The following is a 25,879-nucleotide window of genomic DNA, read 5'->3' on the forward strand; positions in this document are numbered from 1 at the left end:
GGTACGAGCGCGGAGGGCGCCTTCACACGTCCGGGCCTACAGGGCCACGAAGGTGAGTGTCAGCAACGAGAGCCCCGCCCCCGCCATCAGCCACGCCGTCCGCGTCAGCCGCAGACCGCCCGCGACCACCACCGAGGCCAGCAGCAGAGCCCCGGCGAGAGGGACCCACGCGTAGAGCAGACCGGCCGGACCACTGCGCACGACCTCGTCGCTGCCGGGCTTCACCGTGACCGTGTACGTCCGGCCCTTCTTCACCGCCACCGACTGCTCGATGACGACCCGGGCCCGCGCCCGCGCACCGTGCGAAGCGGGCGTGTACGGCCCCGTGCACGCCCCGTCCGAGCACGCCGTCACCACGATCGTCCCGTGCTCCCGGCCCTTGCCCAGCATCACGTGCTGCGCGGTGCCCCAGGAGGCCCAGACGCCCGCGATCAGGATGAGCCCGGTCACCACACCCATCGCCGCGAGCTGCCCGAACCGCAGCGCCGCGTACGCGCTCTGAGTGGAGGTGACGGCACGCATGGCGGGGATCATTGGCCATGGCCGCGCGCTCGGTCAACCCCGACGGGGGACAAGTCGGCAGTTGTGCGCGTACATCGCCCCTCAGGAGTTGTACGTGCCCTGGGCCCGCTCCAGACCCTCGATCACCAGACACTCCACCGCGTCCGCCGCCCGGTCCACGAAGTAGTCCAGCTCCTTGCGCTCGGCCGAAGCGAAGTCCTTCAGCACGAAATCCGCGACCTGCATACGGCCCGGAGGGCGCCCGATACCGAACCGCACCCGGTGGTACTCCGCGCCCATCGCCTTCGTCATGGACTTCAGCCCGTTGTGGCCGTTGTCGCCGCCGCCCAGCTTCAGCCGCAGCACGCCGTAGTCGATGTCCAGCTCGTCATGGACGGCCACGATGTTCGCCGTCGGCACCTTGTAGAAGTCCCGCAGCGCCGTCACCGGACCACCCGACAGGTTCATGTACGACATCGGCTTGGCCAGGATCACCCGACGGTTCCCCGGACCGGGCGGCCCGATTCGCCCCTCGATCACCTGAGCCTGCGCCTTGCCCGCCCGCTTGAACTTCCCGCCGACCCGCTCCGCCAGCAGATCGGCCACCATGAAGCCCACGTTGTGCCGGTTCATGGCGTACTCCGGGCCCGGGTTGCCGAGGCCCACGATCAGCCAGGGCGCATTGGCGTCGGTCGTCACGTCCGTGTCTCCCATGTGTCCTTGATACGCGGCAGCCGCCGCCCCTGACAGGAGCGGCGGCTGACACAGATGAAGAGATTCCGGGGAATCAGGCCTCGGCGGCCGCGTCGCCCTCGCCCTCGGCGGCCGGCTCCTCGGCCTGCGCCGACAGGACCTGGATGACGACCGCGTCCTCGTCGATCGCCAGCGTGGTGCCCTTGGGGAGCTTGATGTCCTTGGCGTGGATGGAGGCGCCGGCCTCCAGGCCCGCGATGGACACGGTGACCGACTCCGGGATGTGGGTGGCCTCGGCCTCGACCGTCAGGGTGTTCAGCACGTTCTCGACGAGGAAGCTGCCCGGGGCCAGCTCGCCCTCGGTCTGCACGAAGACCTCGACGGTGACCTTCTCGCCGCGCGTCACGAGGATCAGGTCGACGTGCTCGAGGTGGCCCCTGATGGCGTCACGCTGGACGGCCTTCGGGATCGCGAGCTCGGACTTGCCGTTGATGTCCAGCGAGAGCAGGACGTTCGGCGTACGCAGGGCGAGAAGCAGCTCGTGGCCCGGCAGCGTGATGTGAACCGGGTCCGTGCCGTGGCCGTAGACGACCGCGGGGACCTTGCTCTCGCGGCGGATGCGGCGGGCGGCGCCCTTGCCGAACTCGGTGCGGGTCTCGGCGGCGAGCTTGATCTCGGACATATCCACTCCTCGTAGATCTGGGGAAAGAGGTCACCCGGCCAAACCATCGGCCTGCTACGAAGAGCGCGTCGATAACGGACAGCCGCACAAAAAAGTGCGGCCTCCCTCGCCGAGCAACTTTGGCAGTCTACTCGGCAGGGAGGCCACACCCAAAAGGATCTCTACTGCTCCTCGAACAGGCTCGTCACCGAGCCGTCCTCGAAGACCTCACGCACCGCGTTCGCGATGGTCGGCGCGATCGACAGCACCGTGATCTTGTCGAGCTCCAGCTCGCCCGGCGTCGGCAGGGTGTCCGTGAAGATGAACTCGCTGACCTTGGAGTTCTTCAGACGGTCGGCCGCCGGACCGGAGAGCACACCGTGCGTGGCCGTCACGATGACGTCCTCCGCGCCGTGCGCGAACAGCGCGTCGGCGGCGGCGCAGATGGTGCCACCGGTGTCGATCATGTCGTCGACGAGCACACAGACGCGGCCCTTCACGTCACCGACCACCTCGTGCACGGTGACCTGGTTCGCGACGTCCTTGTCGCGGCGCTTGTGCACGATCGCCAGCGGAGCGTCGAGACGGTCGCACCAGCGGTCGGCCACGCGCACCCGGCCGGCGTCCGGGGAGACGACCGTGAGCTTGGACTTGTCGACCTTGGCGCCCACGTAGTCGGCGAGGATCGGCAGCGCGAACAGGTGGTCCACCGGTCCGTCGAAGAAGCCCTGGATCTGGTCCGTGTGCAGATCGACCGTGAGGATGCGGTCCGCACCGGCCGTCTCCATCAGGTCCGCGATCAGACGCGCCGAGATCGGTTCACGTCCACGGTGCTTCTTGTCCTGACGGGCGTAACCGTAGAAGGGCACGATCACCGTGATGCTCCGAGCGGAGGCCCGCTTCAGAGCGTCGATCATGATCAGCTGCTCCATGATCCACTTGTTGATGGGAGCCGTGTGGCTCTGCATCAGAAAGCAGTCGGCGCCGCGGGCGGACTCCTGGTAGCGGATGTAGATCTCGCCGTTCGCGAAGTCGAAGGCCTTCGTCGGGACGACCCCGACACCCAGCTTGTGGGCGACCTCCTGGGCAAGCTCGGGGTGGGCGCGGCCGGAGAAGAACATCATCTTCTTCTCGCCGGTCGTCTTGATCCCGGTCACAGCACTGTCTCCTCAGAGGTCTTCTCAGTGGGCATGAGAGGTCTTCTCAGCTGGGTTGCGAGAGAGCGTCTCAGCTGGGGTGCGGGTGTGCACTTATCACGGTACGCCGTCCCAGAGGCACCGCTTTCCGGTCAGCCTTCGCTTTCCGTCCCCCGGGAAGCCGTCTCCGCGGCCTTCGCCGCCGCGCTTCCCGGACGCTTGCGAGCCACCCAGCCCTCGATATTCCTTTGCTGGCCACGGGCCACGGCCAGCGAGCCGGGCGGCACGTCCTTGGTGATGACCGAGCCCGCCGCGGTGTACGCGCCGTCCCCGACCGTGACAGGAGCCACAAACATGTTGTCCGAACCCGTACGGCAGTGCGAGCCGATCGTCGTGTGGTGCTTGTCCTGCCCGTCGTAGTTCACGAAGACACTGGCGGCACCGATGTTCGAGTACTCGCCGATCGTCGCGTCACCCACGTACGACAGGTGCGGGATCTTCGTGCCCTCGCCGATCGTCGCGTTCTTCGTCTCGACGTACGTACCGACCTTGGCCTTCAGGCCGATCCGCGTCCCCGGACGGAGATACGCGAACGGACCCACGGTCGCCTGCGGACCCACCTCGGCGCGGTCGGCCACGGTGTTGTCGATCCGGGCACCGGCGCCCACCCGGGTGTCCTTCAGACGGCAGTTGGGCCCCACCTCGGCGCCCTCGGCGACATGCGTGGCGCCCTGGAGCTGCGTCCCGGGGTGCACGATCGCGTCCTGCTCGAAGGTGACCGTCACGTCGACCCAGGTCGTCGCCGGGTCGATGACGCTGACGCCGGCCAGCATGGCCCCGGTGAGCAGCCGGTCGTTCAGGATGCGGCGCGCCTCGGCGAGCTGCACGCGGTTGTTGATGCCGGCGATCTCGCGGTGGTCGGCGGCGACGGCCGCACCGACGCGGTGCCCGGCCTCGCGCAGGATGCCGAGAACGTCCGTCAGGTACTCCTCGCCCTGGCTGTTGTCCGTGCGGACCTTGCCGAGCGCGTCCGCCAGCAGCTGCCCGTCGAAGGCGAAGACACCCGAGTTGATCTCACGGATCGCGCGCTGCGAGTCGCTCGCGTCCTTGTGCTCGACGATCGCGGTGACCGCGCCGCTGGCGCCGTCCCGCACGATGCGGCCGTAGCCGGTCGCGTCGGGGACCTCGGCGGTCAGCACGGTGACGGCGTTGCCGTCGGCGGCGTGGGTCGAGGCGAGCGCGCGCAGGGTCGCGCCGCTGAGCAGGGGGGTGTCGCCGCAGACCACGACGACCGTGCCGTCCACGCCCTCACCGAGCTCCTCGAGGCCCATCCGTACGGCGTGCCCGGTGCCGTTCTGCTCGGCCTGCACCGCGGTCCGGACGCCCGGGTCGATCTCCGCGAGGTGCGCGACGACCTTTTCGCGGGCGTGCCCCACGACGACGACCAGGTTCTCGGGGTCCAACTCGCGTGCGGCGGCGAGTACATGACCGACGAGGGAGCGTCCGCAGATGTCGTGCAGGACCTTGGGTGTGGCCGATTTCATACGGGTGCCCTCACCCGCTGCGAGAACGACGACGGCTGCCGGGCGATTGGCGCTCACGGGGTATGCCCTTCGGCTTCGGATGCTGGGGTGTGGACATCCGCAGGATACCGGGGCGAATCAGGGGGGACATGAGAGTGGGCCCTGACAGTGCTGTCAGGGCCCGAGCTGCGCAGCTCCGCCGGCTGGATTCGAACCAGCGTCTCAAGGCTCCAAAGGCCTGCGGGATGCCGCTACCCCACGGCGGATTGCTGCTCCAAACCTTACCGGAGGAGGGACGGCGCATGATCCGTCCTGGCGCAGTCCACCATGCCGGACCACCATCCTTCGATGCGGCGGTACAGCTCGGCTCCCTTCGATACGCGGATGACGAGGCAGCCTCGGTAGTTTTCGCCCACGTTCTTCCGGACGGTTTTGGGGTTGTGTTTCTTGATGGTCGTCTTCTGGAACGTGGAGGCGTCGACGCCGACCAGGTCCGCCCAATAGCGCTGGGCGGCCTCCACGTCGGCAGTCACATGGATCATGACTCGGTACTTCAGGCGCTCGGATTCGATGCCCAGCAAGGCCAGCCATGCCAAGTAGACCTGGATGACGCCCGGATCACTGTTGACGAAGGTGGCTGTCTCTCGACGGTCGTAGGTCTTGTCTTTCGTGCCTTCCGCCCAGTACAGGGCCACTCCGGCGACGAACAAGTCTCGGTCGGTCATCGCCCCGATCTCGCGGGTGGCAGCGTCCTTGGTTCGCCTGCGTGCATCGTCCCGTACCGCCAGCTCGTGTTCCCAACGCTTCCTGGATGCCAGCTTCGCCTGCTCCGTAGGGTCTCGTCGCTCCGGCCTGGGCAGGTCCCGTACCCACAGGGAGATCGAGCTCTTCGAGCAGCCCAGTTCGACCTGGATCCGGTCGTACGTCCACCCCTGGACGCGTAGCTCGCGGGCCCTGTCGCGGAGGGCGTCCTTCGCGCGCGGGCGCCTGGTCCAGTCCGGGGGTGGCTCGCCCTGGAGGAGGCGGTTGAGGATGTCGTTGTTGTAGATGTGGAGGCGGTCGCGGATCTGGCGGCGGCTGAGTCCCGCCCGGCGGAGCGTGATCGCCTGTTCGCGCAAGCTCGGTGAATGTGCCATAGGCATACCGTCCGGCCGGAATGCGGGCTTCCGGGGTCGAACGGTGATCGATTCAGCAGTTCGAGGGATATCGGTTGGTTTCGCTTCTGTTCGAGGGTGGGGTGTGGTGTAGGCCAGTAGCAGAAACTCACCGGAAATGGGCCGGGGGGCGACCGTAGGCTGGAGTCATGACCACGACGGGGGAAGAGCACACGGCGGCCAGGACCGGGCCGTGGTGGTGGGTCGGATGGCGAAGTGCGGTGCTGGACGCGGGGCTCGCTCTGGCGTCCGCGGTCGAGTGCGGCGCCGAAGGGGTCCGGTTCGCGCACGACGCGGGACTGCCCGTTCCGGTGGGCGTCGGGTTCGGGATGATCGCCGGGTCCGTGCTGCTGGTGCGGAGGAAGTGGCCGATCGCGGTCGTCCTGGTGTCCATCGCGATCGCGCCCGCCCAGATGGGCTACCTGATGGGACTCGTCGGGCTGTACACGCTCGCCGCGTCCGAGCTGCCGCGGCGCATCATCGCGGCGCTGGCGGGGATGTCCTTCGCCGGCATGCTGATCGTCACGTTCGTCCGGGCGCACCAGAGTGTGGTGCGCGGGGATGTGCCGATGGGGGACTGGCTGGTCCCGTTCGCCTCGATCACGACGGCGATCGGGATGACCGCGCCGCCGGTGCTGCTCGGGTTGTACATGGGGGCCCGGCGGCGGTTGATGGAGAGCCTGCGGGAGCGGGCGGACTCGCTGGAGCGGGAGTTGCAGCTGCTCGCGGAGCGGGCGGAGGAGCGGGCGGAGTGGGCGCGGAACGAGGAGCGCACGCGGATCGCGCGCGAGATGCACGACGTCGTCGCGCATCGGGTCTCCCTGATGGTCGTGCACGCGGCGGCTCTGCAGGCGATAGCCCGGAAGGATCCCGAGAAGGCCGTGAAGAACGCCGCGCTGGTGGGGGACATGGGACGCCAGGCGCTCACGGAGCTGCGGGAGATGCTGGGGGTGCTGCGTACGGGGGACGGGCTGGGTGCGCGGGTGCCGTCGGTGCCTCTGGCGGCGGTGGGGGCGGCGGCCGCGGCTGCTGCGGCGGCCGCGGCGGCGTCGCGGGCCGCGGACGATTTCGGGGCCGGTGAGGGGCCGTCTCTGGCGGAGATCGATGAGCTGATCGGGCAGTCGGCCGCGGCGGGGATGGTCGTGGATCTGTCGGTCGAGGGGGACATGCGTGCGTACGCCCAGGAGGTCGAGCAGACCGCCTATCGGGTGGTGCAGGAGGCGTTGACGAACGTCCACAAGCACGCGGCGGGGGCGAAGACGTACGTCCGGGTGGCGCATCGGGTGTCCGAGATCGCGATGCAGGTGGAGAACGAGTGTCCGCCGGAGGTGGGGGTGGGGTCGTCCGTGCGGTTGCCCAGTGGGGGGAACGGGTTGCTGGGGATGAAGGAGCGGGTGGCCGCGCTGGGGGGCGTGTTCGTGTCGGGGCCCACGGATGCGGGTGGGTTTCGGGTGTCGGCGGTGATACCGGCGTAGCCCTCTGGGGCTCTCCTGGGTGCCGCTGCCGCTGCCGCTGCCGCGGTGGGTGCGGGTGCGGGTTCGGTGGGTGGGTCGGGGCCGTGCCGGTACATCCCGGTCCGTCGCAGCTGGATCAGACGTGGGCTATCTGTGCGAACTGCTGCTCGATCCGGACGTAAGCGACGGACAATCGGGATGTACCGGCACGGCCCCTCCCGTCGTGGACGGGTGCGGGTGCGATTCCGCTTTCCCACCCCGGCCGCGGGGAAATCCCTTTTGGCTCCGGGGGCAGATTTCAGCCCCTCCGGCGTTTGAGGAGCGGGGTCTGGGGCGGAGCCCCAGGGGTGGGACGGGTAGGGGCGGAGGGGGCGAAGAAAGGGCTGGGGCGTCAGGTTGAGGTGAGGCGGGTGGGGGCTGTGCCGGTGAGGAGGGTGGTGATGGCGGCGTCGATGTGGGGGCCCAGGAACCAGTCGCCGGTGTGGTCCAGGGTGTAGACCCGGCCCTCGGCGTCGATGGCGAGCAGGGCGTGGGAGTCGGACTCCTCGCCGAGGGGGCAGACCTCCGTGTCGAGGGCGCGCCCGAGGTCGCCGAGGGTGCGGGCCATGTGCAGCCCGTGCAGGGGGTCGAGATGGAGCAGGGCGGGGGCGAGCTGGCGCCCGGGCCCCGTGGCGCCGACGCGCAGACCTCCGAACTCCGCCCATGCCTCGACCGCCGCGGGGAACACGGCGTGCCGGTGTCCGGCCGGCGACGCGTGTCCGCGCAGCGCGTCGGCCCAGTACTCGGCCTGCTTTATGTCCCAGCGTCCGGGCTGCCAGCCGGCGGTGCGCAGTGCGGCGTCCACGGGTTCGGAGAAGCGTGACGTGGGTGCCCCCTGCCCGGGAAGAGAGGGGAGCTTGGTGGCGGAGCGGTCGGAGTGCATCTGCCCTTCGTTCGTCGAGGGATGGGACATCGGCGTCGCGGGACGCCGTCAGAGGTACGTGTGCGGGGATGGGGGAGTTCAGGCGTCCGATGCCGCGGGGTCGACGATGCGTACGCCGAAGTGGTCGCTGAGTGCCGTGCAGGAGCGGCAGGGCGGGGCGAAGCTGCCGTGCAGCGGGTCGCCGTCCTCGCGGATGCGGCGGGCGGTGAGCTTGGCCTGTTTGAGGGCCTTGCGGGCCTCGCCGTTGGTCATCGGTTTGCGGGCCGCGCGCCTGCTGCGTTCGGCGTCGATGGTGGCGATGTGCCGGGAGATCAGGATGGCCTCGGCGCAGCGGCCGGTGAAGCGGTCGCGTTGTGCGTTCGTGAGGGTGTCGAGGAAGTCCTGGACCAGCGGGTGAAGAGCGGGGGGCTGGTCGCCGCGGGCGGCGGTGCCGGTGAGGGTGGCGCCGCGGACGGAGAGGGCGGCGGCGACGGTGGGGAGTATGCCGTCGCGGCGGTGCAGCAGGATGGGGGCGTGGGCCGCCTCGGTGCTGCTCCAGCCGACCCGGGGGTCCCCGGACGTGCCCGTATGCGTCGCGTTCATGATCGTCTTTCCCTCCCATGCATCCCCCGGTGCGGAGACAGACTGCCAAATGCCGTGGCGGGAGCGGAAGCTGGGGCGCCGCGACACGCCAGGTCTTCGTCTTACGGTCACGGCGGGGTGACGGCAGGTCACGGAACCGGAGGCCCGGTGACCGGTGTCGTACAACCGAATAGGCTGTCGACATCCGCGATCCATCCAGCTACTGAGAACGCCGCAGGGGGCAACCGCCATGACGACAGGTCGGCTCGGGCAACAAGCCGCGCCGCCGAACGCGGCCTACGCCGGGCAAGTCGTGCACTTCCCGGATCCGGTCCGGGCCGCCCGCCACCCCAGAGGTGTGCGGATCGACGAGCGCGGCTATCCCGACTTCTCGCTCTACGCGCGCGGCGCTGCGGAGATCGCCGAGCCCCCGGAGGGTTTCGGCGTCGACGAGTTGCGGTTGACGGACTACGTCTCCGCGAACGCCGCTCTCGCCGCGTCCGGGCATGAGCTGTGGGACACGATTCCGCCGGTGGCGACGCCGCACGGCTGGACGTGGCATCACGTGGCGGGTGCCCGGCGGCTGGAGTTGGTGCCCGTCGAGGTGAAGGCGTTGCTGCGGCATCACGGTGGTGTCGCGACCACGGCTGTCGACCACGCGAAGCGGGGGACGCGGCCGCTGCAGGAGACGCGGCCCGCGCACTTCGGGCTGCCGAGGTCGTCGGTCGCGGTGACGGAGCAGCAGGTGCTGGGGGTCGAGGAGGATCTCGGCTACCGGCTGCCGGGTGCCTATCGGTCGTTCCTGAAGGCGGCGGGCGGGTGCGCGCCGGTCGGCGCGGCGCTCGACGCCGAGTTGGGGCTGCTGGTGGACCAGCCGTTCTTCACCGTGCGCGACGAGGCCGCCGTCAATGACCTCGTGTACGTCAACAAGTGTCTGCGCGACCACCTGACCAAGGATTACCTGGGTGTCGGGTTCGTGCAGGGCGGTCTGCTGGCCGTGAAGGTGAAGGGCGACGCGATCGGTTCGGTCTGGTTCTGCGCGTTCGACGACGCCCGTGACCAGGACGCCTGGCCGCCGGCCGAGCGGGTGCAGCGGCTGCTGCTGCCGTGCGGTGACGACTTCGACCAGTTCCTGTCCCGGCTGGCCGGCAATCCGCCGGAGCTGGAGACGGTGGCGAATCTGATGGTGGACGGCGGTTTCGCGTACGCCGTGCCCGTCTCTTCGGTGTCTTCGGCGTCTTCGGTGGGGGAGTGAGGTTGCGATGGTGACCTTCGCGCAGGCGCAGGAGCGCGCGGAAGAGTGGATCAACGGGGATGTGCCCGGGTATCAGCACCGTGAGGTGCGGGTGCGCGAGTTCGAACTCGGGTTCGTCGTGTGGGCGGAGGACCGTGCCGAGGGGCCGCGTTCCGACGGGGGCGGGCAGCGGCTCGTCATCGCGCGGGACAGCGGGGAGGCCACGCTGTGGCCCGCCCTGCCGGTGGGTGAGGTCATCCGCCGGTACGAGGAGGAGTACGGGGTGCCGGACGGGCCCCCGGAACCGGCGCCGGCGCCCGCGGCCCGGGTCGACCTGAATCAGACGTCGTTCCTGCTGAGTCCTCCGGAGTGGTTGCAGGAGGCCGCGGACCGGATGGGGATTCCGGACCGGCGCACGGGCTCGGGATCGTCCGCCTCCGACGGGCAGGGATCCCGTCCGGCCGCCGCTTCGAACGGAGCTTCCGGGAGCGGGAGTTCGCTTCCGGGTGCGCCGGGTGACTCGGGGGCGCACGCGGTGCCGTCCGCTCCCGTCCCGGCCACGCCCGCGCCGGGTGTGGCGTCGGCTCCCGGTGGGGCCACGCCGTGGCCGGCCGCCGCGACCGACGACGACGTGGTCCCGGTTCCGCGGGACGCGCGGCCCGACGTACCCGCGGACGCGACCCCGTGGGCGGGGACGGACACGAACGGCGATGCCGGGGACGACCGTTCCGTACCGCTGCCGGCGACGGTGTTCGCGCCGCAGCTGACGGATGTCGGCGACTCCGACACCCCGCCGCCCGCCGCGGCTCCGGACGCCAAGACCGCCCTGATCTCCGGGGGCAGCCAACTACCGCGTACGACGCTGTCCGCCGTGGCCGGCGACCCGAACTCCCCCGCGCCGTCCGGTGCTTCGCAGGGACATGGCCTGCCCGGTGGTCCGCCGCCCGCGCAGGGGCCGGGCACCCACCAGGGCACACCGCCGCCCGGTGCGCCTTCGTACGGCTATCCGCAGGGTCCGGGCGCGGGTCCGGGGACGCCTCCGCCCGGTGCGTCCGTTCCCGGCGGCCCGCAGTGGACGCCTCCTCCGGGAGCGCCCGGGTACGGCTTCCCCCAGGGGCCCGGCACGCCGCCGCCCCCCGCGCCTTCGCGCCCGCTGCCGCCCAACGCCGGTGACATCGCCGACGCCGCGACCAGCAAGGCGCAGGCGCCGCCCCGCGGGGCCCGCGGGGGTGGGGCGAGTGCTCCGCATCCGCCGAGCGCCCCCGGGGTGCCGGGTGCGCGGCCGGGCAGCACGCCTCCGCCGTCCGGGCCGGGTGCTCCGGGTGCGCCCGCGGGCGGCTATGTGCCGACGCAGCTGGTGTCGCAGCTCGGGCCGGACGGGCCCGACGGGGCCCCGGGTGCGCCCGGTGTCCCGGACGCTCCCCAGCCTCCCGGCGCCACGCCGCCGGGCGGTGGAGTCCATCACGCCGCGACCATGCTCGCGGGGCCGTCGGTGGGCGGTCCCGGCGCGCCGCAGCCTCCGGGTGCCCCTGGCGCGCCGTGGCAGCAGGGTGCTCCCGCCGGCCCGACCCCGCCGGGCGGCACGCCTCCGGGTGAGATGCACCACGCCGCGACGATGCTGGCGGGGCCGTCGGTGGGCGGTCCCGGTGCGCCGCAGCCTCCGGGTGCCCCTGGCGCGCCCGGTGCGCCGCAGCCTCCCGGGGGCACGCCTCCCGGTGGGGTGCACCATGCCGCGACGATGCTGGCGGGGCCTTCCGTCGGGGGTCCGGGTGCGCCGCAGCCTCCGCAGGCTCCCGGTATGCCGCCGGGCGTGGCTCAGCCGATGCCGGGCCAGCCGATGCCGGGCCAGCCGATGCCGGGGCAGCAGCCGCCGGCGTACGGCTATCCGCAGGGCGGGCAGCCGACCGTCGGGCCCGGCTACCAGGCCGTGTTGCGCTACCGGGCGCACGACGGGTCGGAGCAGCAGCTGATCCGGCGGTCCGCGCCGGGCACGCCGCATCCGGAGTGGCAGATCCTGCACGAGCTGCGCGCGATGAACGTGCCGCCGCAGCAGGTGCTGGAGCTGCACACGGAGTTGGAGTCCTGTGAGCTGCCGGGCGCGTACTGCGCGCGGATGATCAGGGAGACCTTCCCGCAGGCGCGGATCACGAGCATCGCGCCGTACGGCACGGACCACGCGAGCCGGCAGCAGGGGATGCATCAGCTCCTCGCGCACCAGGGCGAGTTGCACCAGGTGGCGGACGGGCCGGCGCGTCCGGCGCCGGTACGGGCGCCGATTCCGCCGGTGCAGCCCGCGCCGCCGATCCCGCCGGAGGTGATCGGGCAGGAGCTGGCGGCGGCGTTCGGGCCGGGGCTGTTCCGGTTCGACCAGGCGGCCGTGTCGCGGCAGGGGGTGCCCAACATCGTGGCGCACACCCTGGTCGTGGCCGGGCTGCCGGTCGACATGGGGCCGTTCTTCTGGGCGCAGGCCCAGCCGGGCCGTCCGGTGCCGACGCTCGCCGAGCTGGCGCAGGAGCGTGGCGTGGCGGCCGCCCCGGACGCGGGCTCCTACCTCGTCATGGGCAGCGACTTCGGCAAGGCGATCTGTGTCCAGTACGGGACGGCGAACATCGTCGCCGTGCCGGTGGAGGCCGGTCCCGGGGGTGCGCCGGTGCCGCCGCAGTTCGTGAACACCGGGCTGCCCGAGTTCGCGCGCTGTCTGGCGCTGCTCGGCCGGATGTGGCGGCTGCGGTTCGGCCTCAACCAGGAGCAGGCGGGCCGCTGGACCGTCGACTTCCAGGCGCAGCTCGCCTCGCTCGACCCGGCGGCGCTCGGTTCCCCGGAGAGCTGGTGGTCGGTCCTGCTGGAGGAGATGTGGGACGGGCTGCTCTAGGAACTGTCCCGGCCGCGGTCCGGTAGGAGAGCGGCGGGACGACCAGGACGACGGCAGGACGGATGAGGCGCTCGACCCGCGTGACGGGTCGGGCGCCTCATCCGTGTGCGGGTCGGGCTGCCTCGTCCGTGTGTGCGGCGCGTGCGGCCCGTACACCGTCGAAGGTGTCGTCGGGCGGGACCGTACGAAGGGTCGGACCGTGTTTCTCCGGGTGTCGTGTCGGCATCGCACTTCGGGCCTCTGACCTCAAATGACTCGCCTGGGATTCATCTCTGGCCGAACGGCTGGGCGGAGTGTCGCGTTATGAACACTTCCGTGTGATCCATCAAGATGTGCGCGAAATCGTCTTTTCGTGTGTGTCGGGCGGAGAGGGGTCCAAGGATGAGCAGCACACCGGTGTCGCCGTACGGCTTCGTGGCCGTACGGGGGCGCGGCTACCGTCCCGAGCAGGTCGACGCGTACGCCGCGGCGCTCTCCCGGGACCGCGACGCCGCGTGGGAGCGGGCCGCCCGGCTCACCGTGCTGGCGAAGGACATGGAGGCGGAGTCGGAGCGGTTGCGGGAGGCCGTGACACGGCTCGCGCCGCAGACGTACGAGGAACTCGGCGAGCGGGCGCGGCGGATCTTCCAGCTCGGTGAGGAGGAGGCCGAGGCCCTGCGGGACGAGGCGCGGCGGGAGGCCCGGGCGGCCGTGGAGGAGGCCGAGGCCGCGGGGCGCGAGGTGCGGGAGGCCGCGCGGGCGTACGCCGACGAGGTGCGCGCGGAGGCCGAGGAGCTGGCCCGGCAGCGGCTGCTCGCCGCGCGCGGCGAGGCCGACGAGGTACGGATCTCCGCGCGGCGGGACGTCAAGGAGAACCGGGGAGAGGTGCTGGCCGCGCTGCGCGAGGTGCGCGGGCGCACGGAGGCGCTGCTCACCGGTCAGGACAAGGAGCACACGGCGCGCTGGGCGGAGGTCGAGCGGGCCGCCGCCGAGCGCGAGGCCGCGTTCGACGCGCTCCACGCCGAACGCGTGGCGCGCGCCGAGGAGTCGGCCGCCGAGGCCGAGCGGGCCCTCGCCGAGGCCGCGGAGTCGGACCGCCACGGGCAGGAGGACGCGGCGGCGCGGGCCGCCGAGCTGCTCGCCGAGGCCCGGGTCCAGGAGGAGCGGATCGCCCGGGAGACCGAGCGGGTGCTGCGGGAGCACGGGGAGCGGTGGGACGACGTACGGGCCCACATGGACCACGTACGCAGCAGTCTCACGTCGCTCACGGGTAGGGCCCCCGCGGAGTAGGGAGCGGGTCTCCGCCCGTCAGCGTCCTCGCCGTATCGCCCCCGCCAGGATCCATCCCTCCACCGCCTCGTACTGCCTGCGCTGTTCCTCCGCCTTGCGGCGGCCCGAGACCACCGTTCCGAGCCACCCGTAGGCGAACCCCAGCGGGATCGACACGATGCCGGTCGTGGTGAAGGGGAACCAGTTGAAGTCGGCGTCCGGGAACGCGGCGGCGGGGGAGCCGGAGACGAGGTTGGTGCCGGGCATCAGGAGGAGGACCGTGAGGGTGCCGCCGATGAGGGTGGCGAGGAGGCCGGTGCGGGTGTAGCGGCGCCAGAAGAGGCTGTAGACCAGCGCGGGCGCTATCGCGGAGGCGCCGATGCAGAAGGACAGGGTGACCAGGGGCTGCAGGCTGCGGTGCTGGGCGAGGGTGGCGAGCAGGATGGCCGGCGCCCCCACGGCCAGCGCCGAGATGCGGGCGAGGAGCATCTCGCGGCGCGGTGACATGCGGTCGTCGTGGCGGCGGCCCCGGAAGAGCCGGCTGTGCGCGAACACGTCGTGGGCGAGGGAGTTGGCGCAGGCCAGGATCATCCCGGCGACGGAGGCGAGCAGGGTCAGGAAGATGGCTGTCGTCACGGTGGTGAACAGGAGGGTCTCGGCCGTGGAGACGGACGTGCCGAAGGCGGCCTTGGAGCCCAGCAGATAGGCCGTGTTGCCCTGTGGATCGGCCGCGGCGATCACGTCACGGCCGATCATGGCCGTGGCGCCGAACCCGATGACGCTGATGATCAGCACGAACAGCGCCACGCACGGCACCGCCCAGGACAGGGACCGGCGCACCTGGCGAGCGCTGTCCGCCGTGTACATGCGCATGGTGATGTGGGGAAGGCAGGCGCCGCCGAGGACGACCGTCATCTCTGAGGTGATCATGTCCAGGCGGGGGCTGGAGCCGCCGGTGAACTGGAGTCCCGACTGCAGGAAGGCGGGCCCCACGCCGCTGTTCCCGGCGGCGGCGTCGAGGAGCGCGCCGGGGTTCCAGTCGAAGCGCTGCAGGACGAGCACGGCGACCACCGCGCCCGAGCCGAGCAGCATCACGATCTTCAGGATCTGGATGAGGGCGGTGCCCTTCATACCGCCGATCGCCGCGTAGCTGATCATCAGCGCGCCGAGGCCGATGACGCAGCCGGTCTTGAGGGAGTCGTTGGAGAAGCCGAGGATGAAGGCCAGCAGGTCGCCCGCGCCCGCCAGTTGGACCAGCATCAGCGGCAGCAGCGCCACGATGGTCACCGCGCAGGCCGTGTTGCGGACGGCGCGGCCCGGCGTCCGGCGCGCGAGCGCGTCGCCCATGGTGAACCGGCCCGCGTTGCGCAGCGGTTCGGCCAGCAGGAACATCAGCAGCATCAGGGACAGGGCCGTGCTGAGGGCGAGGACGACGCCGTCGTAACCGGCCAGCGCGATGACGCCGCCGGTGCCGAGCACGGTCGCCGCGGAGATGTAGTCCCCGGCGATGGCGAGGCCGTTGCGCATCGGGGAGAGCGATCCGTAGCCGGTGTAGAACTCGTCGAGGTCGTCACGGTCCGGGCCGGTCATCACGCACAGCAGCAGGGTGATCGTGGCGACGGCCGTGAACGCCACGAGTGACATGGTCTGCGCGGACGTGCTGAATCCCGTCATCGTGCCGCCTCCCGCTTCGCGTCCAGCTCGGACTGTTTGCGGATCCGGTCCGCGATCGGGTCGACGCGCCTGCGCGCGGTGTGCTCGTACAGCCCGATGGCCAGGCAGGTGACGGGGACCTGGAGCAGGCCGAGCAGCAGGCCGGTCGACAGTCCGCCGGACACCGTGCTCGTCATCAGCGCCGGCGCGAAGGCCGACAGGAGGAGGAAGAGGGTGAAGTAGCCGAGCGCGGTGAGGGTCGCGACGCGCCGCTGCCAGCGGTAGGCGCCGCGCAGGAGCCTGATGTCGCTGTGCCGGCCGAGCGGTTGGTGACGCGGCATGCGCGGTGGCGCGGGCTCGGGCGGCCGGGGCTGGGGTTGCCAGGGGTAGGTCAGCCGGGAGGGGGCGGGGCCGGGCGGCGGATATCCGGGTTGCTGGGGCTGCTGGGTGTACGGCGGGTACGGAGGGTTCCGCGGGGCCTGCTGCGGCGGGTACTGCGAGTACTGCGGTGGCGGGTACTGCGCGGCCTGCTGCGGCGGGTACTGCGGCTGGTGCCGGCGCTGCTGACGTGGCCTTGGGTGCTCGGGGGACGAGAACGCGTCTGGCATCCCGGTTCTCCTTGCGTGGCTCGGGTCCGGTGCGGGACCGCAGGGAGCGGGGGGTGAGCAGCGCACGCTACTCGTAGGTAGCGGGAGCGCGCGAGCGTTTCACCGAACTGGGCGGTCGGTACGCGCTTACCTCGCGACCTGGGGTGTTACCCGCGTTTACCTGTGGAGTTCCTCTGGAGTTCGCGTGGGGGAAGGGAGTGGCCGGGGTGACCGATGGGTGGTCTTCGTACCGCGGTCGGTCAGCAGGAACGCACCGAGGACGCGCAAGGTGTCGGGGTACGGGCGGAAGCGGGCGTGCTGCCGGCTCGTGAGCCGGTGTCAGTCCGTGGGGTCCTTGAGCACCGGGAAGCGGCGCGGTGCGACGAACAGCAGGACCAGGAAGGCGAGGGCAGCGGCGCCCGCGGCCCCCAGATAGACCGCGTGGACCGCGTCCGCGACCGCGTGGCGCAGATGCCCGGCCGGTGCGCCCGCGTCCAGGGCGCGGGTCACCGCGTCGAGATCCCCGGCGCCGCCGAGCCGCGCGGCCAGTACCCCGTTGGCGACGGCGCCGAACAGGGCGGCGCCCATGGTCTGTCCGGTCTGCCGGCAGAAGAGGACGGAGGCGGTGGCCGTGCCGCGTTCGGCCCACCCGACGGACGACTGGACGCCGATGATCAGGGGGAGCTGGAAGAGCCCGAGCGCGCCGCCCAGCAGCAGCATCAGCAGGGCGGGCTGCCACGGCTCGCCCGGATAGGGCAGGAAGGGGAAGGCGAGCAGGAGCAGGCTCGCCGTGCCGATGCCGAGCATGGCGGTGTTGCGGAAGCCGATGCGGCGGTAGACGTGCTGGCTGAGCGCCGCGGACACCGGCCAGCTCAACGTCCATACGGAGAGCACGAATCCGGCGGCGACCGGGGCGAGGCCGAGGACCGCCTGCGCGTAGGTGGGCAGGAAGACGGTCGGCGCGACCATGAGCAGGCCCAGCGCGCCGAGCGCCAGATTGACCGCGGCGATCGTCCGGCGGCGCCACACCCAGCCCGGGATGATGGGCTCGGCGGCCCGCCGCTCGACGGCCACGACGACCGCGACGAGGACAAGTCCCGTTCCGAACAGGGCGATCGAGGGTGCCGAGAGCCAGTCCCAGGCGACGCCGCCCTGCACCAGGGCGGTCAGCAGGACGCCGCCGCAGGCGAACACGGCGAGGGCGCCCGCCCAGTCGATCCGTGGCCGCCGGGTGAGCGGGGCCCGCTGCGGTTCGTGCAGATGGCGGGCGATCAGCCACAGGGCGAGGGCGCCGACCGGCAGGTTGATGAGGAAGATCCACCGCCAGTCGGCGTACGCCGCGAGGACTCCGCCCAGGGCGGGACCCGCGATCGCCGAGGTCGCCCACACGGTGGACAGCTTGGCCTGGATCTTCGGGCGCTCCTCCAGCGGGTACAGGTCGGCGGCGAGTGTCTGCACGGTGCCCTGGAGGGCGCCGCCGCCCAGCCCCTGTACGACGCGGAAGGCGATGAGCGCGGCCATGTTCCAGGCGGTGGCGCAGAGCAGTGAGCCGAGGAGGAAGACGGCGGCGCCGGCCACCAGGACCGGTTTGCGGCCGAAGGTGTCGGAGAGCTTGCCGTAGACGGGGAGCGTGACCGTGACGGCCAGCAGGTAGCCCGAGAACAGCCAGGAGAAGACGGAGAATCCGCCGAGGTCGCCGACGATCTGCGGAACGGCGGTCGACACGATGGTGGAGTCGAGCGCGGCCAGACCCATCGCCAGCATGAGCGCCGCGACGACGGCGCGGCGCCGCCGGGTCTCGGCGCGGGTCGCCCGGGGCGGGTTCGCCCGCACGACCGGTATCTCGGTGTCCCCCTCGCCCACGGAATTCCTTCCCCCTGCATCTATCTGCCGGGACCACCTTCCCACTTGAGCCTCCCCTTGGGGGAGGGTGGACGCTGTGTGGGCCCGAGGGTGGACGTGAACCCCGGGAACTTGTCCACCGGAGGGTGGAGACCCCTAGGGGGATCTCCGTACTGCGGCTCGGGGAGGGTTCGTCCCACCGGAGGACGAGGCGGGGCGGTGGCCGTCCTTAACCTGGCTTTACGCCGTCGGGAGCGCGTCCGGTCGTACGGACCGCACCCACGGGGGTGGGGTTTTCCCCAGCAGAAGACGGGGCCGTGCACCAGCGCGTCCGACCCCCTCCCGGCACCAGACTTACGGACGTGGCCGACGCACCGCGTCCGAAGGGACGCGGGCCTTCCGGCCCTTCCCAACCGCTCGCAGACTTTCGCCGCCCAGCAGTTCCGCTGCTGATCGACTTAGGAGACATACCGTGACATCGGCTGTAAGCATTCCCAGGCACGAGGGCACTGGAGGGCGTACGGCCGTTGCCGCGCGGGCGCGGCAGGTCGTCAAGGCGTACGGGTCGGGGGAGACCCGTGTCGTCGCCCTCGACCATGTCGACGTGGACATCGCGCGGGGGCGGTTCACCGCGATCATGGGCCCCTCGGGGTCCGGCAAGTCCACGCTGATGCACTGCCTCGCCGGGCTCGACACCGTCACCTCCGGCCAGATCTTCCTCGACGAGACCGAGATCACCGGGCTCAAGGACAAGAAGCTGACGCAGCTGCGCCGGGACCGGATCGGCTTCATCTTCCAGGCGTTCAACCTGCTGCCGACGCTGAACGCCCTGGAGAACATCACGCTCCCGATGGACATCGCGGGCCGCAAGCCCGACAGGGCCTGGCTGGACCAGGTCGTCACGACCGTCGGGCTCGCGGACCGGCTCAAGCACCGCCCTAACCAGCTCTCCGGCGGCCAGCAGCAACGCGTGGCGGTGGCCCGTGCCCTGGCGGCCCGCCCCGAGATCATCTTCGGCGACGAGCCGACCGGGAACCTCGACTCCCGCGCCGGCTCCGAGGTGCTGGGCTTCCTGCGCCGCTCGGTGGACGAGCTCGGCCAGACCATCGTGATGGTCACGCACGACCCGGTGGCGGCCTCGTACGCGGACCGCGTGCTGTATCTCGCGGACGGCCGGATCGTCGACGAGATGCACCAGCCGACGGCCGATCAGGTCCTGGACCGCATGAAGGACTTCGACTCCCGCGGGCGGACGTCATGACCGTCCTCAGGACCTCGTTGCGCAACTTCTTCGCGCACAAGGGACGCATGGCCCTGTCGGCCGTCGCCGTCCTGCTGTCGGTGGCCTTCGTCTGCGGGACGCTCGTGTTCAGCGACACGATGAACACGACGTTCGACAAGCTGTTCGCGGCCACCTCCTCCGATGTGACCGTGAGCGCGAAGAGTGCCTCGGACACCGGTGAGACGACGTCCGGCAACGGCCGGCCGCCGGTCATGCCCGCCTCGGTGCTCGCCCAGGTGCGTACGGCGCCGGGCGTGAAGTCGGCCGAGGGCGCCGTCTTCTCCAGCGCCGTGACCGTCGTCGACGCCGACAAGGACAACCTGTCGCCCTCCAGCGGCGCGCCCACCATCGTCGGCAGCTGGAACGCCAACGAAGCGCGCACCATGAAGATCACCTCCGGCACGGCGCCGAAGGGCTCCGACCAGGTGATGGTCGACGAGGACACCGCCGACAAGCACCACCTGAAGCTCGGTGACGAGATCGGCGTGATCAGCGCCGTCGGCACGCACACCGCGAAGATCTCCGGCATCGCGCACTTCACCGTCACCAACCCCGGCGCGGCGATCTTCTACCTGGACACGCCGACCGCCCAGAAGACGCTCGTCGGCCGGACCGGCGTCTACACCAACGTGAACGTCACCGCCGCCGCCGGAGTCGGCGACGCCCGGCTCAAGCAGGACGTGACGGCCTCGACCGGCGGCCACTACAAGGTGCAGACCGCCAAGGAGACCGCCGACGCCAACAGCCAGGACGTGAGCGGCTTCCTGGACGTCATGAAGTACGCGATGCTCGGCTTCGCCGGGATCGCCTTCCTGGTCGGCATCTTCCTGATCATCAACACCTTCTCGATGCTGGTCGCCCAGCGCACCCGCGAGATCGGTCTGATGCGGGCCATCGGCTCCAGCCGCAAGCAGGTCAACCGCTCGGTCCTGGTCGAGGCACTGCTTCTCGGCACGGTCGGCTCCGTTCTCGGGGTCGGCGCGGGCATCGGCATCGCCGTCGGTCTGATGAAGCTCATGGGCATGACCGGCATGAACCTGTCCACCGACGACCTGACGGTGACCTGGACGACCCCGGTGATCGGCATGGTGCTGGGCATCGTCGTCACGGTCCTGGCGGCCTATCTGCCCGCCCGCCGGGCCGGCAAGGTCTCCCCGATGGCCGCCCTGCGCGACGCCGGCGCCCCGGCCGACGCGAAGGCCGGAGTCGTACGGGCCGTGCTCGGTCTGCTCCTCACCGGCGCCGGCGGCTTCGGCCTCTACCTCGCCGCCGACGCCACCAAGGCGAGCGAGGGCTCGATGTGGCTCGGCCTCGGAGTGGTGCTCAGCCTGCTCGGGTTCGTCGTCATCGGCCCGCTGCTCGCGAGCAGTGTGGTGCGCGTCCTGGGCGCGGTCCTGCTGCGGGCGTTCGGCCCGGTGGGACGCCTGGCCGAGCGCAACGCACTGCGCAACCCGCGCCGCACCGGCGCCACCGGCGCCGCCCTCATGATCGGCCTCGCGCTGGTCGCCTGCCTGTCGGTGGTCGGCTCCTCCATGGTCGCCTCCGCGACCGACGAACTCGACAAGACCGTCGGCACCGACTTCATCATCCAGAACGACGGCGGTCAGCCGATCACCCCGCAGGCCGCGCAGGCCGTGAAGAAGACGCCGGGGCTGTCCCGGGTCACCGAGTACCGGGTCACCGAGGGCGACTACACCACCCCCGACGGCAAGACGCTCAAGAACACCGACATCACGGCGGCCGACCCGTCGTACGCCACCGACCTGCGGACCAAGACCGTCGCCGGTGACCTGAAGGACGCCTACCTGCCCGACTCGATGTCCGTGCACGACAAGTTCGCCAAGGACCACGGCATCCACCTCGGGTCGAAGATCAAGGTCGCCTTCAAGGACGGCGCCACCGCGAACCTGACGGTCCGCGCCATCACCAGCAGCGACGCCGTCATCGACAAGGGCTCGAAGTACATCTCCATCGCCACGCTCGCCAAGTACGTGCCGGCCGACAAGATGCCCCTGGACGAGCTGGTCTTCGCCTCGGCCAAGGACGGACAGCAGGACAGCGCGTACAAGGCCCTGAAGTCCTCCCTGCACGACTACCCGCAGTACCAGGTCCGCGACCAGACCGACTACAAGCAGGCCATGAAGGACCAGATCGGCCAGCTCCTGAACCTGATCTACGGCCTGCTGGCCCTCGCGATCATCGTCGCGGTGCTCGGCGTGGTGAACACCCTCGCCCTGTCCGTGGTCGAGCGCACCAGGGAGATCGGTCTGATGCGGGCCATCGGCCTCTCGCGCCGCCAGCTGCGCCGCATGATCCGCATGGAGTCGGTGGTCATCGCCCTCTTCGGCGCCCTGCTCGGCCTCGGTCTGGGCATGGGCTGGGGCGCGACCGCCCAGCAGCTCCTCGCCCTGGAGGGCCTGAAGGTCCTCGACATCCCGTGGCCGACGATCATCGCGGTGTTCATCGGCTCGGCCTTCGTGGGCCTGTTCGCCGCTCTGATCCCGGCGTTCCGGGCGGGCCGGATGAACGTACTGAACGCGATCGCCACCGAGTAGCCGCTCGGCGGGCGGTCGAACGGACCACCGCGTACGGGGGTTGCGGTGGAACGGACGGGCCCGGTCCGAGGAGAGTCGCTCTCCTCGGACCGGGTCCGCAGTGTGTTCCGGGGCCGCTCCGGGAGTGCGCGTGGTCCCTGTTCCGGGAGCGCCTGTTCCGGCTGCCTGCTGCATGCGGCAGGCGGGCGATCGGGGGAGGGAGGGGGCGTGGGCGCGGGGCCCGGGGTCCTGGATCCGAGGGCAGGGGTCCTGGGCCCGTGGGTGTGCGGCGGGTCAAGGAGCGGCGCCGGGCCCTCGGCGGACGGTCACGCGCGAGTGGGCGCGGAGTCGTAGGCTGGTTACCCCCGGCCCGTCCCACGTGTCGGGCGTCTCGCGTTGCCCACTCCCCGGGATGGAAGCCCTTCATGAGCCTGCACGGTCTGCTCGACGCCGTCGTCAAGGACGCCGCCCTCAAGGAAGCGGTGAAGGCTGCCGCCGACGGCAACCGGATGTACGTCGACCTGGTCGGCCCACCCGCGGCGCGCCCCTTCGCCATCGCCGCGCTCGCCCGCGAGACCGGCCGCACGGTACTGGCGGTGACGGCCACGGGACGCGAGGCCGAGGACCTGGCCGCGGCCCTGCGCTCGCTGCTCCCGCCGGACGGCGTGGCGGAGTACCCGTCGTGGGAGACGCTGCCGCACGAGCGGCTCTCGCCCCGCTCGGACACCGTCGGCCGGCGCCTCGCCGTGCTGCGGCGCCTATCCCATCCCCGCCCCGACGACCCCGAGACCGGCCCGGTGTCCGTCGTCGTCGCTCCCGTCCGCTCGGTCCTCCAGCCGCAGGTCAAGGGCCTCGGCGACCTGGAACCCGTCGTCCTGCGCACCGGCAGTACGGCCGACCTGGGCAAGACGGTCGAAGCGCTCGCGGCAGCCGCGTACTCCCGCGTCGAACTCGTCGAGAAGCGCGGCGAGTTCGCCGTCCGCGGCGGCATCCTGGACGTCTTCCCGCCCACCGAGGAGCACCCGCTCCGCGTGGAGTTCTGGGGCGACGACATCGAGGAGATCCGCTACTTCAAGATCGCGGACCAGCGCTCCCTGGAGGTCGCCGACCACGGCCTGTGGGCCCCGCCCTGCCGCGAACTGCTGCTCACCGAGGACGTGCGGGCGAGGGCCGCGGCACTCGCCGAGGCCCACCCGGAGCTGGGCGAACTCCTCGGGAAGATCGCCGAGGGCATCGCCGTGGAAGGCATGGAATCGCTCGCCCCGGTCCTCGTCGACGACATGGAGCTGCTGCTCGACGTCCTGCCCAAGAGCGCGATGGCCGTCGTCTGCGATCCGGAGCGGGTACGGACGCGGGCCTCGGACCTGGTGGCGACCTCACAGGAGTTCCTGCAGGCGTCCTGGGCCGCGACGGCCGGGGGCGGCGAGGCGCCCATCGACGTCGGCGCCGCCTCCCTGTGGTCCATCGCGGACGTACGGGACCGGGCGCGCGAGCTGGACATGATGTGGTGGTCGGTGTCGCCGTTCGCCGCGGACGGGGAGCTCACGGACAGCTACGCCGGAGGCGTGGGAGACACCCTCAAGCTGGGCATGCACGCCCCCGAGACCTACCGGGGCGACACCGCCCGCGCGCTCGCCGACACCAAGGGCTGGCTCGCCGACGGCTGGCACACGGTCTACGTCACCGAGGCGCACGGCCCGGCGGCCCGCACCGTCGAGGTGCTGGGCGGCGAGGGCATCGCCGCCCGCCTGGACACCGACCTCACCGAGATCGGCCCCTCCGTCGTGCACGTGGCGTGCGGCTCCATCGACTACGGCTTCGTCGACCCGGCGCTCCGACTCGCCGTCCTGACGGAGACCGACCTCTCCGGCCAGAAGGCGGCGGGCAAGGACGGCGTCCGGATGCCGGCCCGCCGCCGCAAGACGATCGACCCGCTGACCCTGGAGACCGGCGACTACATCGTGCACGAACAGCACGGTGTCGGCCGCTACATCGAGATGGTGCAGCGCACCGTCCAGACCGCGACCCGCGAGTACCTGGTCGTCGAGTACGCCCCCGCCAAGCGCGGCCAGCCCGGCGACCGCCTCTACATCCCCACCGACCAGCTGGAACAGATCACCAAGTACGTCGGCGGCGAGGCCCCGACACTGCACCGTCTGGGCGGCGCCGACTGGACCAAGACCAAGGCGCGCGCGAAGAAGGCGGTCAAGGAGATCGCCGCCGACCTGATCAAGCTGTACTCCGCGCGGATGGCGGCCCCGGGCCACGCCTTCGGCGCCGACACGCCCTGGCAGCGCGAGCTGGAGGACGCGTTCCCGTACGCGGAGACGCCCGACCAGCTGACCACGATCGCCGAGGTCAAGGAAGACATGGAGAAGACGGTCCCGATGGACCGCCTGATCTGCGGCGACGTCGGCTACGGCAAGACGGAGATCGCCGTCCGCGCCGCGTTCAAGGCGGTGCAGGACGGCAAGCAGGTGGCGGTCCTGGTGCCCACGACGCTGCTCGTCCAGCAGCACTTCGGCACGTTCTCCGAGCGCTACTCGCAGTTCCCGGTCAACGTCCGTGCCCTGTCCCGCTTCCAGACGGACACCGAGGCCAAGGCGGTCCTGGAAGGGCTGCGCGAAGGCTCGGTGGACCTCGTCATCGGCACCCACCGCCTGTTCTCCTCGGAGACGAAGTTCAAGGACCTGGGCCTGGTCATCGTCGACGAGGAGCAGCGCTTCGGCGTCGAGCACAAGGAGCAGCTGAAGAAGCTGCGCGCCAACGTCGACGTCCTGACGATGTCCGCGACCCCGATCCCCCGCACCCTGGAGATGGCGGTCACCGGCATCCGCGAGATGTCGACGATCACCACCCCGCCGGAGGAGCGGCACCCGGTGCTCACCTTCGTCGGCCCGTACGAGGAGAAGCAGATCGGCGCGGCGATCCGCCGTGAACTGCTGCGCGAGGGCCAGGTCTTCTACATCCACAACCGGGTCGAGTCCATCGACCGGGCGGCCGCCCGGCTCCGGGAGATCGTCCCGGAGGCGCGGATCGCCACGGCCCACGGCCAGATGTCGGAAGTGGCCCTGGAGCAGGTGGTCGTCGACTTCTGGGAGAAGAAGTTCGACGTGCTGGTCTCCACGACGATCGTCGAGTCGGGCATCGACATCTCGAACGCGAACACGCTGATCGTGGAGCGCGGCGACAACTTCGGCCTGTCGCAGCTGCACCAGCTGCGCGGCCGCGTCGGCCGCGGCCGGGAGCGCGGCTACGCCTACTTCCTGTATCCGCCGGAGAAACCCCTCACGGAGACGGCGCACGAGCGGCTCGCGACGATCGCCCAGCACACCGAGATGGGCGCGGGCATGTACGTGGCGATGAAGGACCTGGAGATCCGCGGCGCGGGCAATCTGCTCGGCGGCGAACAGTCGGGCCACATCGCCGGTGTCGGCTTCGACCTGTACGTACGCATGGTGGGCGAGGCGGTCGCGGACTACCGCGCCTCGCTGGAAGGCGGGGTGGAGGAGGAGCCGCCGCTCGAGGTCAAGATCGAGCTGCCGGTCGACGCGCACGTCCCGCACGACTACGCGCCGGGCGAGCGGCTGCGCCTCGCCGCGTACCGGTCCATCGCCTCGGCGAACACGGAGGAGGACGTCAAGGCCGTACGGGAGGAACTCGTCGACCGCTACGGCAAGCTCCCGGAGCCGGTCGAGAACCTGCTCCTCGTGGCGGGCCTGCGGATGCTCGCGCGCGCCTGCGAGGTCGGCGACATCGTCCTGCAGGGCAACAACATCCGCTTCGCGCCGGTGGAGTTGAGGGAGTCCCAGGAACTGCGCCTGACGCGTCTGTACCCGGGAACCGTCATCAAGCCGGCCGCCCGCCAGATCCTGGTCCCCCGCCCGAAGACCGCGAAGGTCGGCGGAAAGCCGCTGGTCGGGAGGGAACTGCTCGGCTGGACCGGGGAGTTCCTGGCTTCGATCCTGGGGTCCTAGACCCCGGGGCCGTCAGGGCACCCGGCCGCGGGGATGGCCGGCTCC

The 25,879-nt window shown here is 71.2% G+C and carries 18 protein-coding genes and 1 tRNA gene; 7 read left to right on the forward strand and 12 right to left on the reverse strand.

The window, feature by feature from the left end:
- Window positions 1-36: 36 nt before the first annotated feature.
- The 7 genes from ACFWBT_RS05760 to ACFWBT_RS05790 form a co-directional block, all read right to left on the reverse strand.
- Entirely contained in the window at window positions 37-534 is a 498-nt protein-coding gene (locus ACFWBT_RS05760) for a hypothetical protein (protein WP_385696342.1), read from the reverse strand.
- Between the two features lie 69 nt (window positions 535-603).
- Window positions 604-1,215 carry an aminoacyl-tRNA hydrolase gene (gene pth, locus ACFWBT_RS05765; protein WP_266759612.1) on the reverse strand — a complete coding sequence of 204 codons (612 nt, stop codon included), beginning with the start codon at window positions 1,213-1,215 and terminating at the stop codon, window positions 604-606.
- Window positions 1,216-1,288: 73 nt separating this feature from the next.
- Complete coding sequence (locus ACFWBT_RS05770; protein WP_385696345.1) at window positions 1,289-1,876, reverse strand: 50S ribosomal protein L25/general stress protein Ctc; 588 nt, start codon at window positions 1,874-1,876, stop codon at window positions 1,289-1,291.
- Window positions 1,877-2,037: 161 nt separating this feature from the next.
- On the reverse strand, window positions 2,038-3,012 hold the full coding sequence (locus tag ACFWBT_RS05775; RefSeq protein ID WP_385696348.1) for a ribose-phosphate diphosphokinase: 975 nt from the start codon (window positions 3,010-3,012) through the stop codon (window positions 2,038-2,040).
- A 131-nt stretch (window positions 3,013-3,143) separates the two neighbouring features.
- Entirely contained in the window at window positions 3,144-4,592 is a 1,449-nt protein-coding gene (gene glmU, locus ACFWBT_RS05780; RefSeq protein WP_385696351.1) for a bifunctional UDP-N-acetylglucosamine diphosphorylase/glucosamine-1-phosphate N-acetyltransferase GlmU, read from the reverse strand.
- A 116-nt stretch (window positions 4,593-4,708) separates the two neighbouring features.
- Window positions 4,709-4,780: transfer RNA gene (locus tag ACFWBT_RS05785), tRNA-Gln, on the reverse strand.
- A gap of 15 nt (window positions 4,781-4,795) precedes the next feature.
- Complete coding sequence (locus ACFWBT_RS05790; protein ID WP_385696354.1) at window positions 4,796-5,650, reverse strand: hypothetical protein; 855 nt, start codon at window positions 5,648-5,650, stop codon at window positions 4,796-4,798.
- 167 nt (window positions 5,651-5,817) lie between these two features.
- Between ACFWBT_RS05790 and ACFWBT_RS05795 the strand changes: the two genes are divergently transcribed.
- On the forward strand, window positions 5,818-7,143 hold the full coding sequence (locus tag ACFWBT_RS05795; RefSeq protein ID WP_385696357.1) for a sensor histidine kinase: 1,326 nt from the start codon (window positions 5,818-5,820) through the stop codon (window positions 7,141-7,143).
- A 370-nt stretch (window positions 7,144-7,513) separates the two neighbouring features.
- On the opposite strand, the gene ACFWBT_RS05800 is transcribed toward ACFWBT_RS05795, so the two are convergent.
- Window positions 7,514-8,044, reverse strand: coding sequence for an SUKH-3 domain-containing protein (locus ACFWBT_RS05800; protein ID WP_385696359.1), 531 nt, complete (start codon window positions 8,042-8,044; stop codon window positions 7,514-7,516).
- 78 nt (window positions 8,045-8,122) lie between these two features.
- Window positions 8,123-8,626 (reverse strand): YwqJ-related putative deaminase, encoded by a 504-nt coding sequence (locus ACFWBT_RS05805; protein ID WP_385696361.1) that lies wholly within the window; start codon window positions 8,624-8,626, stop codon window positions 8,123-8,125.
- 229 nt (window positions 8,627-8,855) lie between these two features.
- Here ACFWBT_RS05805 and ACFWBT_RS05810 point away from each other — a divergent pair, with 229 nt between their 5' ends.
- The 3 genes from ACFWBT_RS05810 (at window position 8,856) to ACFWBT_RS05820 (ending at window position 13,980) form a co-directional block, all read left to right on the forward strand.
- Window positions 8,856-9,860 (forward strand): SMI1/KNR4 family protein, encoded by a 1,005-nt coding sequence (locus ACFWBT_RS05810; protein ID WP_385696363.1) that lies wholly within the window; start codon window positions 8,856-8,858, stop codon window positions 9,858-9,860.
- 7 nt (window positions 9,861-9,867) lie between these two features.
- Complete coding sequence (locus tag ACFWBT_RS05815; protein WP_385696365.1) at window positions 9,868-12,711, forward strand: SUKH-4 family immunity protein; 2,844 nt, start codon at window positions 9,868-9,870, stop codon at window positions 12,709-12,711.
- A 381-nt stretch (window positions 12,712-13,092) separates the two neighbouring features.
- Entirely contained in the window at window positions 13,093-13,980 is an 888-nt protein-coding gene (locus ACFWBT_RS05820; protein WP_385696367.1) for a cellulose-binding protein, read from the forward strand.
- A gap of 18 nt (window positions 13,981-13,998) precedes the next feature.
- Here ACFWBT_RS05820 and ACFWBT_RS05825 read toward each other — a convergent pair whose 3' ends face one another.
- From ACFWBT_RS05825 to ACFWBT_RS05835, 3 genes are all read right to left on the reverse strand, one after another.
- Complete coding sequence (locus tag ACFWBT_RS05825) at window positions 13,999-15,633, reverse strand: cation acetate symporter (protein ID WP_385696370.1); 1,635 nt, start codon at window positions 15,631-15,633, stop codon at window positions 13,999-14,001.
- Window positions 15,630-16,007 (reverse strand): DUF485 domain-containing protein, encoded by a 378-nt coding sequence (locus ACFWBT_RS05830; protein WP_385696492.1) that lies wholly within the window; start codon window positions 16,005-16,007, stop codon window positions 15,630-15,632. Before ACFWBT_RS05830 ends, ACFWBT_RS05825 begins: the two co-directional genes overlap by 4 nt.
- Before the next feature lie 531 nt (window positions 16,008-16,538).
- On the reverse strand, window positions 16,539-18,032 hold the full coding sequence (locus ACFWBT_RS05835; RefSeq protein ID WP_385696495.1) for an MFS transporter: 1,494 nt from the start codon (window positions 18,030-18,032) through the stop codon (window positions 16,539-16,541).
- Between the two features lie 481 nt (window positions 18,033-18,513).
- Between ACFWBT_RS05835 and ACFWBT_RS05840 the strand changes: the two genes are divergently transcribed.
- The 3 genes from ACFWBT_RS05840 to mfd all read left to right on the forward strand — a co-directional run bounded on the left by ACFWBT_RS05840 (window position 18,514) and on the right by mfd (window position 25,834).
- Window positions 18,514-19,302, forward strand: coding sequence for an ABC transporter ATP-binding protein (locus ACFWBT_RS05840; protein WP_385696373.1), 789 nt, complete (start codon window positions 18,514-18,516; stop codon window positions 19,300-19,302).
- Window positions 19,299-21,878: an ABC transporter permease gene (locus ACFWBT_RS05845; protein ID WP_385696375.1), complete on the forward strand. Its 2,580-nt coding sequence runs from the start codon at window positions 19,299-19,301 to the stop codon at window positions 21,876-21,878. Before ACFWBT_RS05840 ends, ACFWBT_RS05845 begins: the two co-directional genes overlap by 4 nt.
- 404 nt (window positions 21,879-22,282) lie before the next feature.
- Complete coding sequence (gene mfd, locus ACFWBT_RS05850) at window positions 22,283-25,834, forward strand: transcription-repair coupling factor (protein WP_385696378.1); 3,552 nt, start codon at window positions 22,283-22,285, stop codon at window positions 25,832-25,834.
- Window positions 25,835-25,879: the final 45 nt, after the last annotated feature.

It is taken from the genome of Streptomyces sp. NPDC060027 (genome assembly GCF_042737005.1).
Taxonomy (GTDB): Bacteria; Actinomycetota; Actinomycetes; order Streptomycetales; family Streptomycetaceae; genus Streptomyces.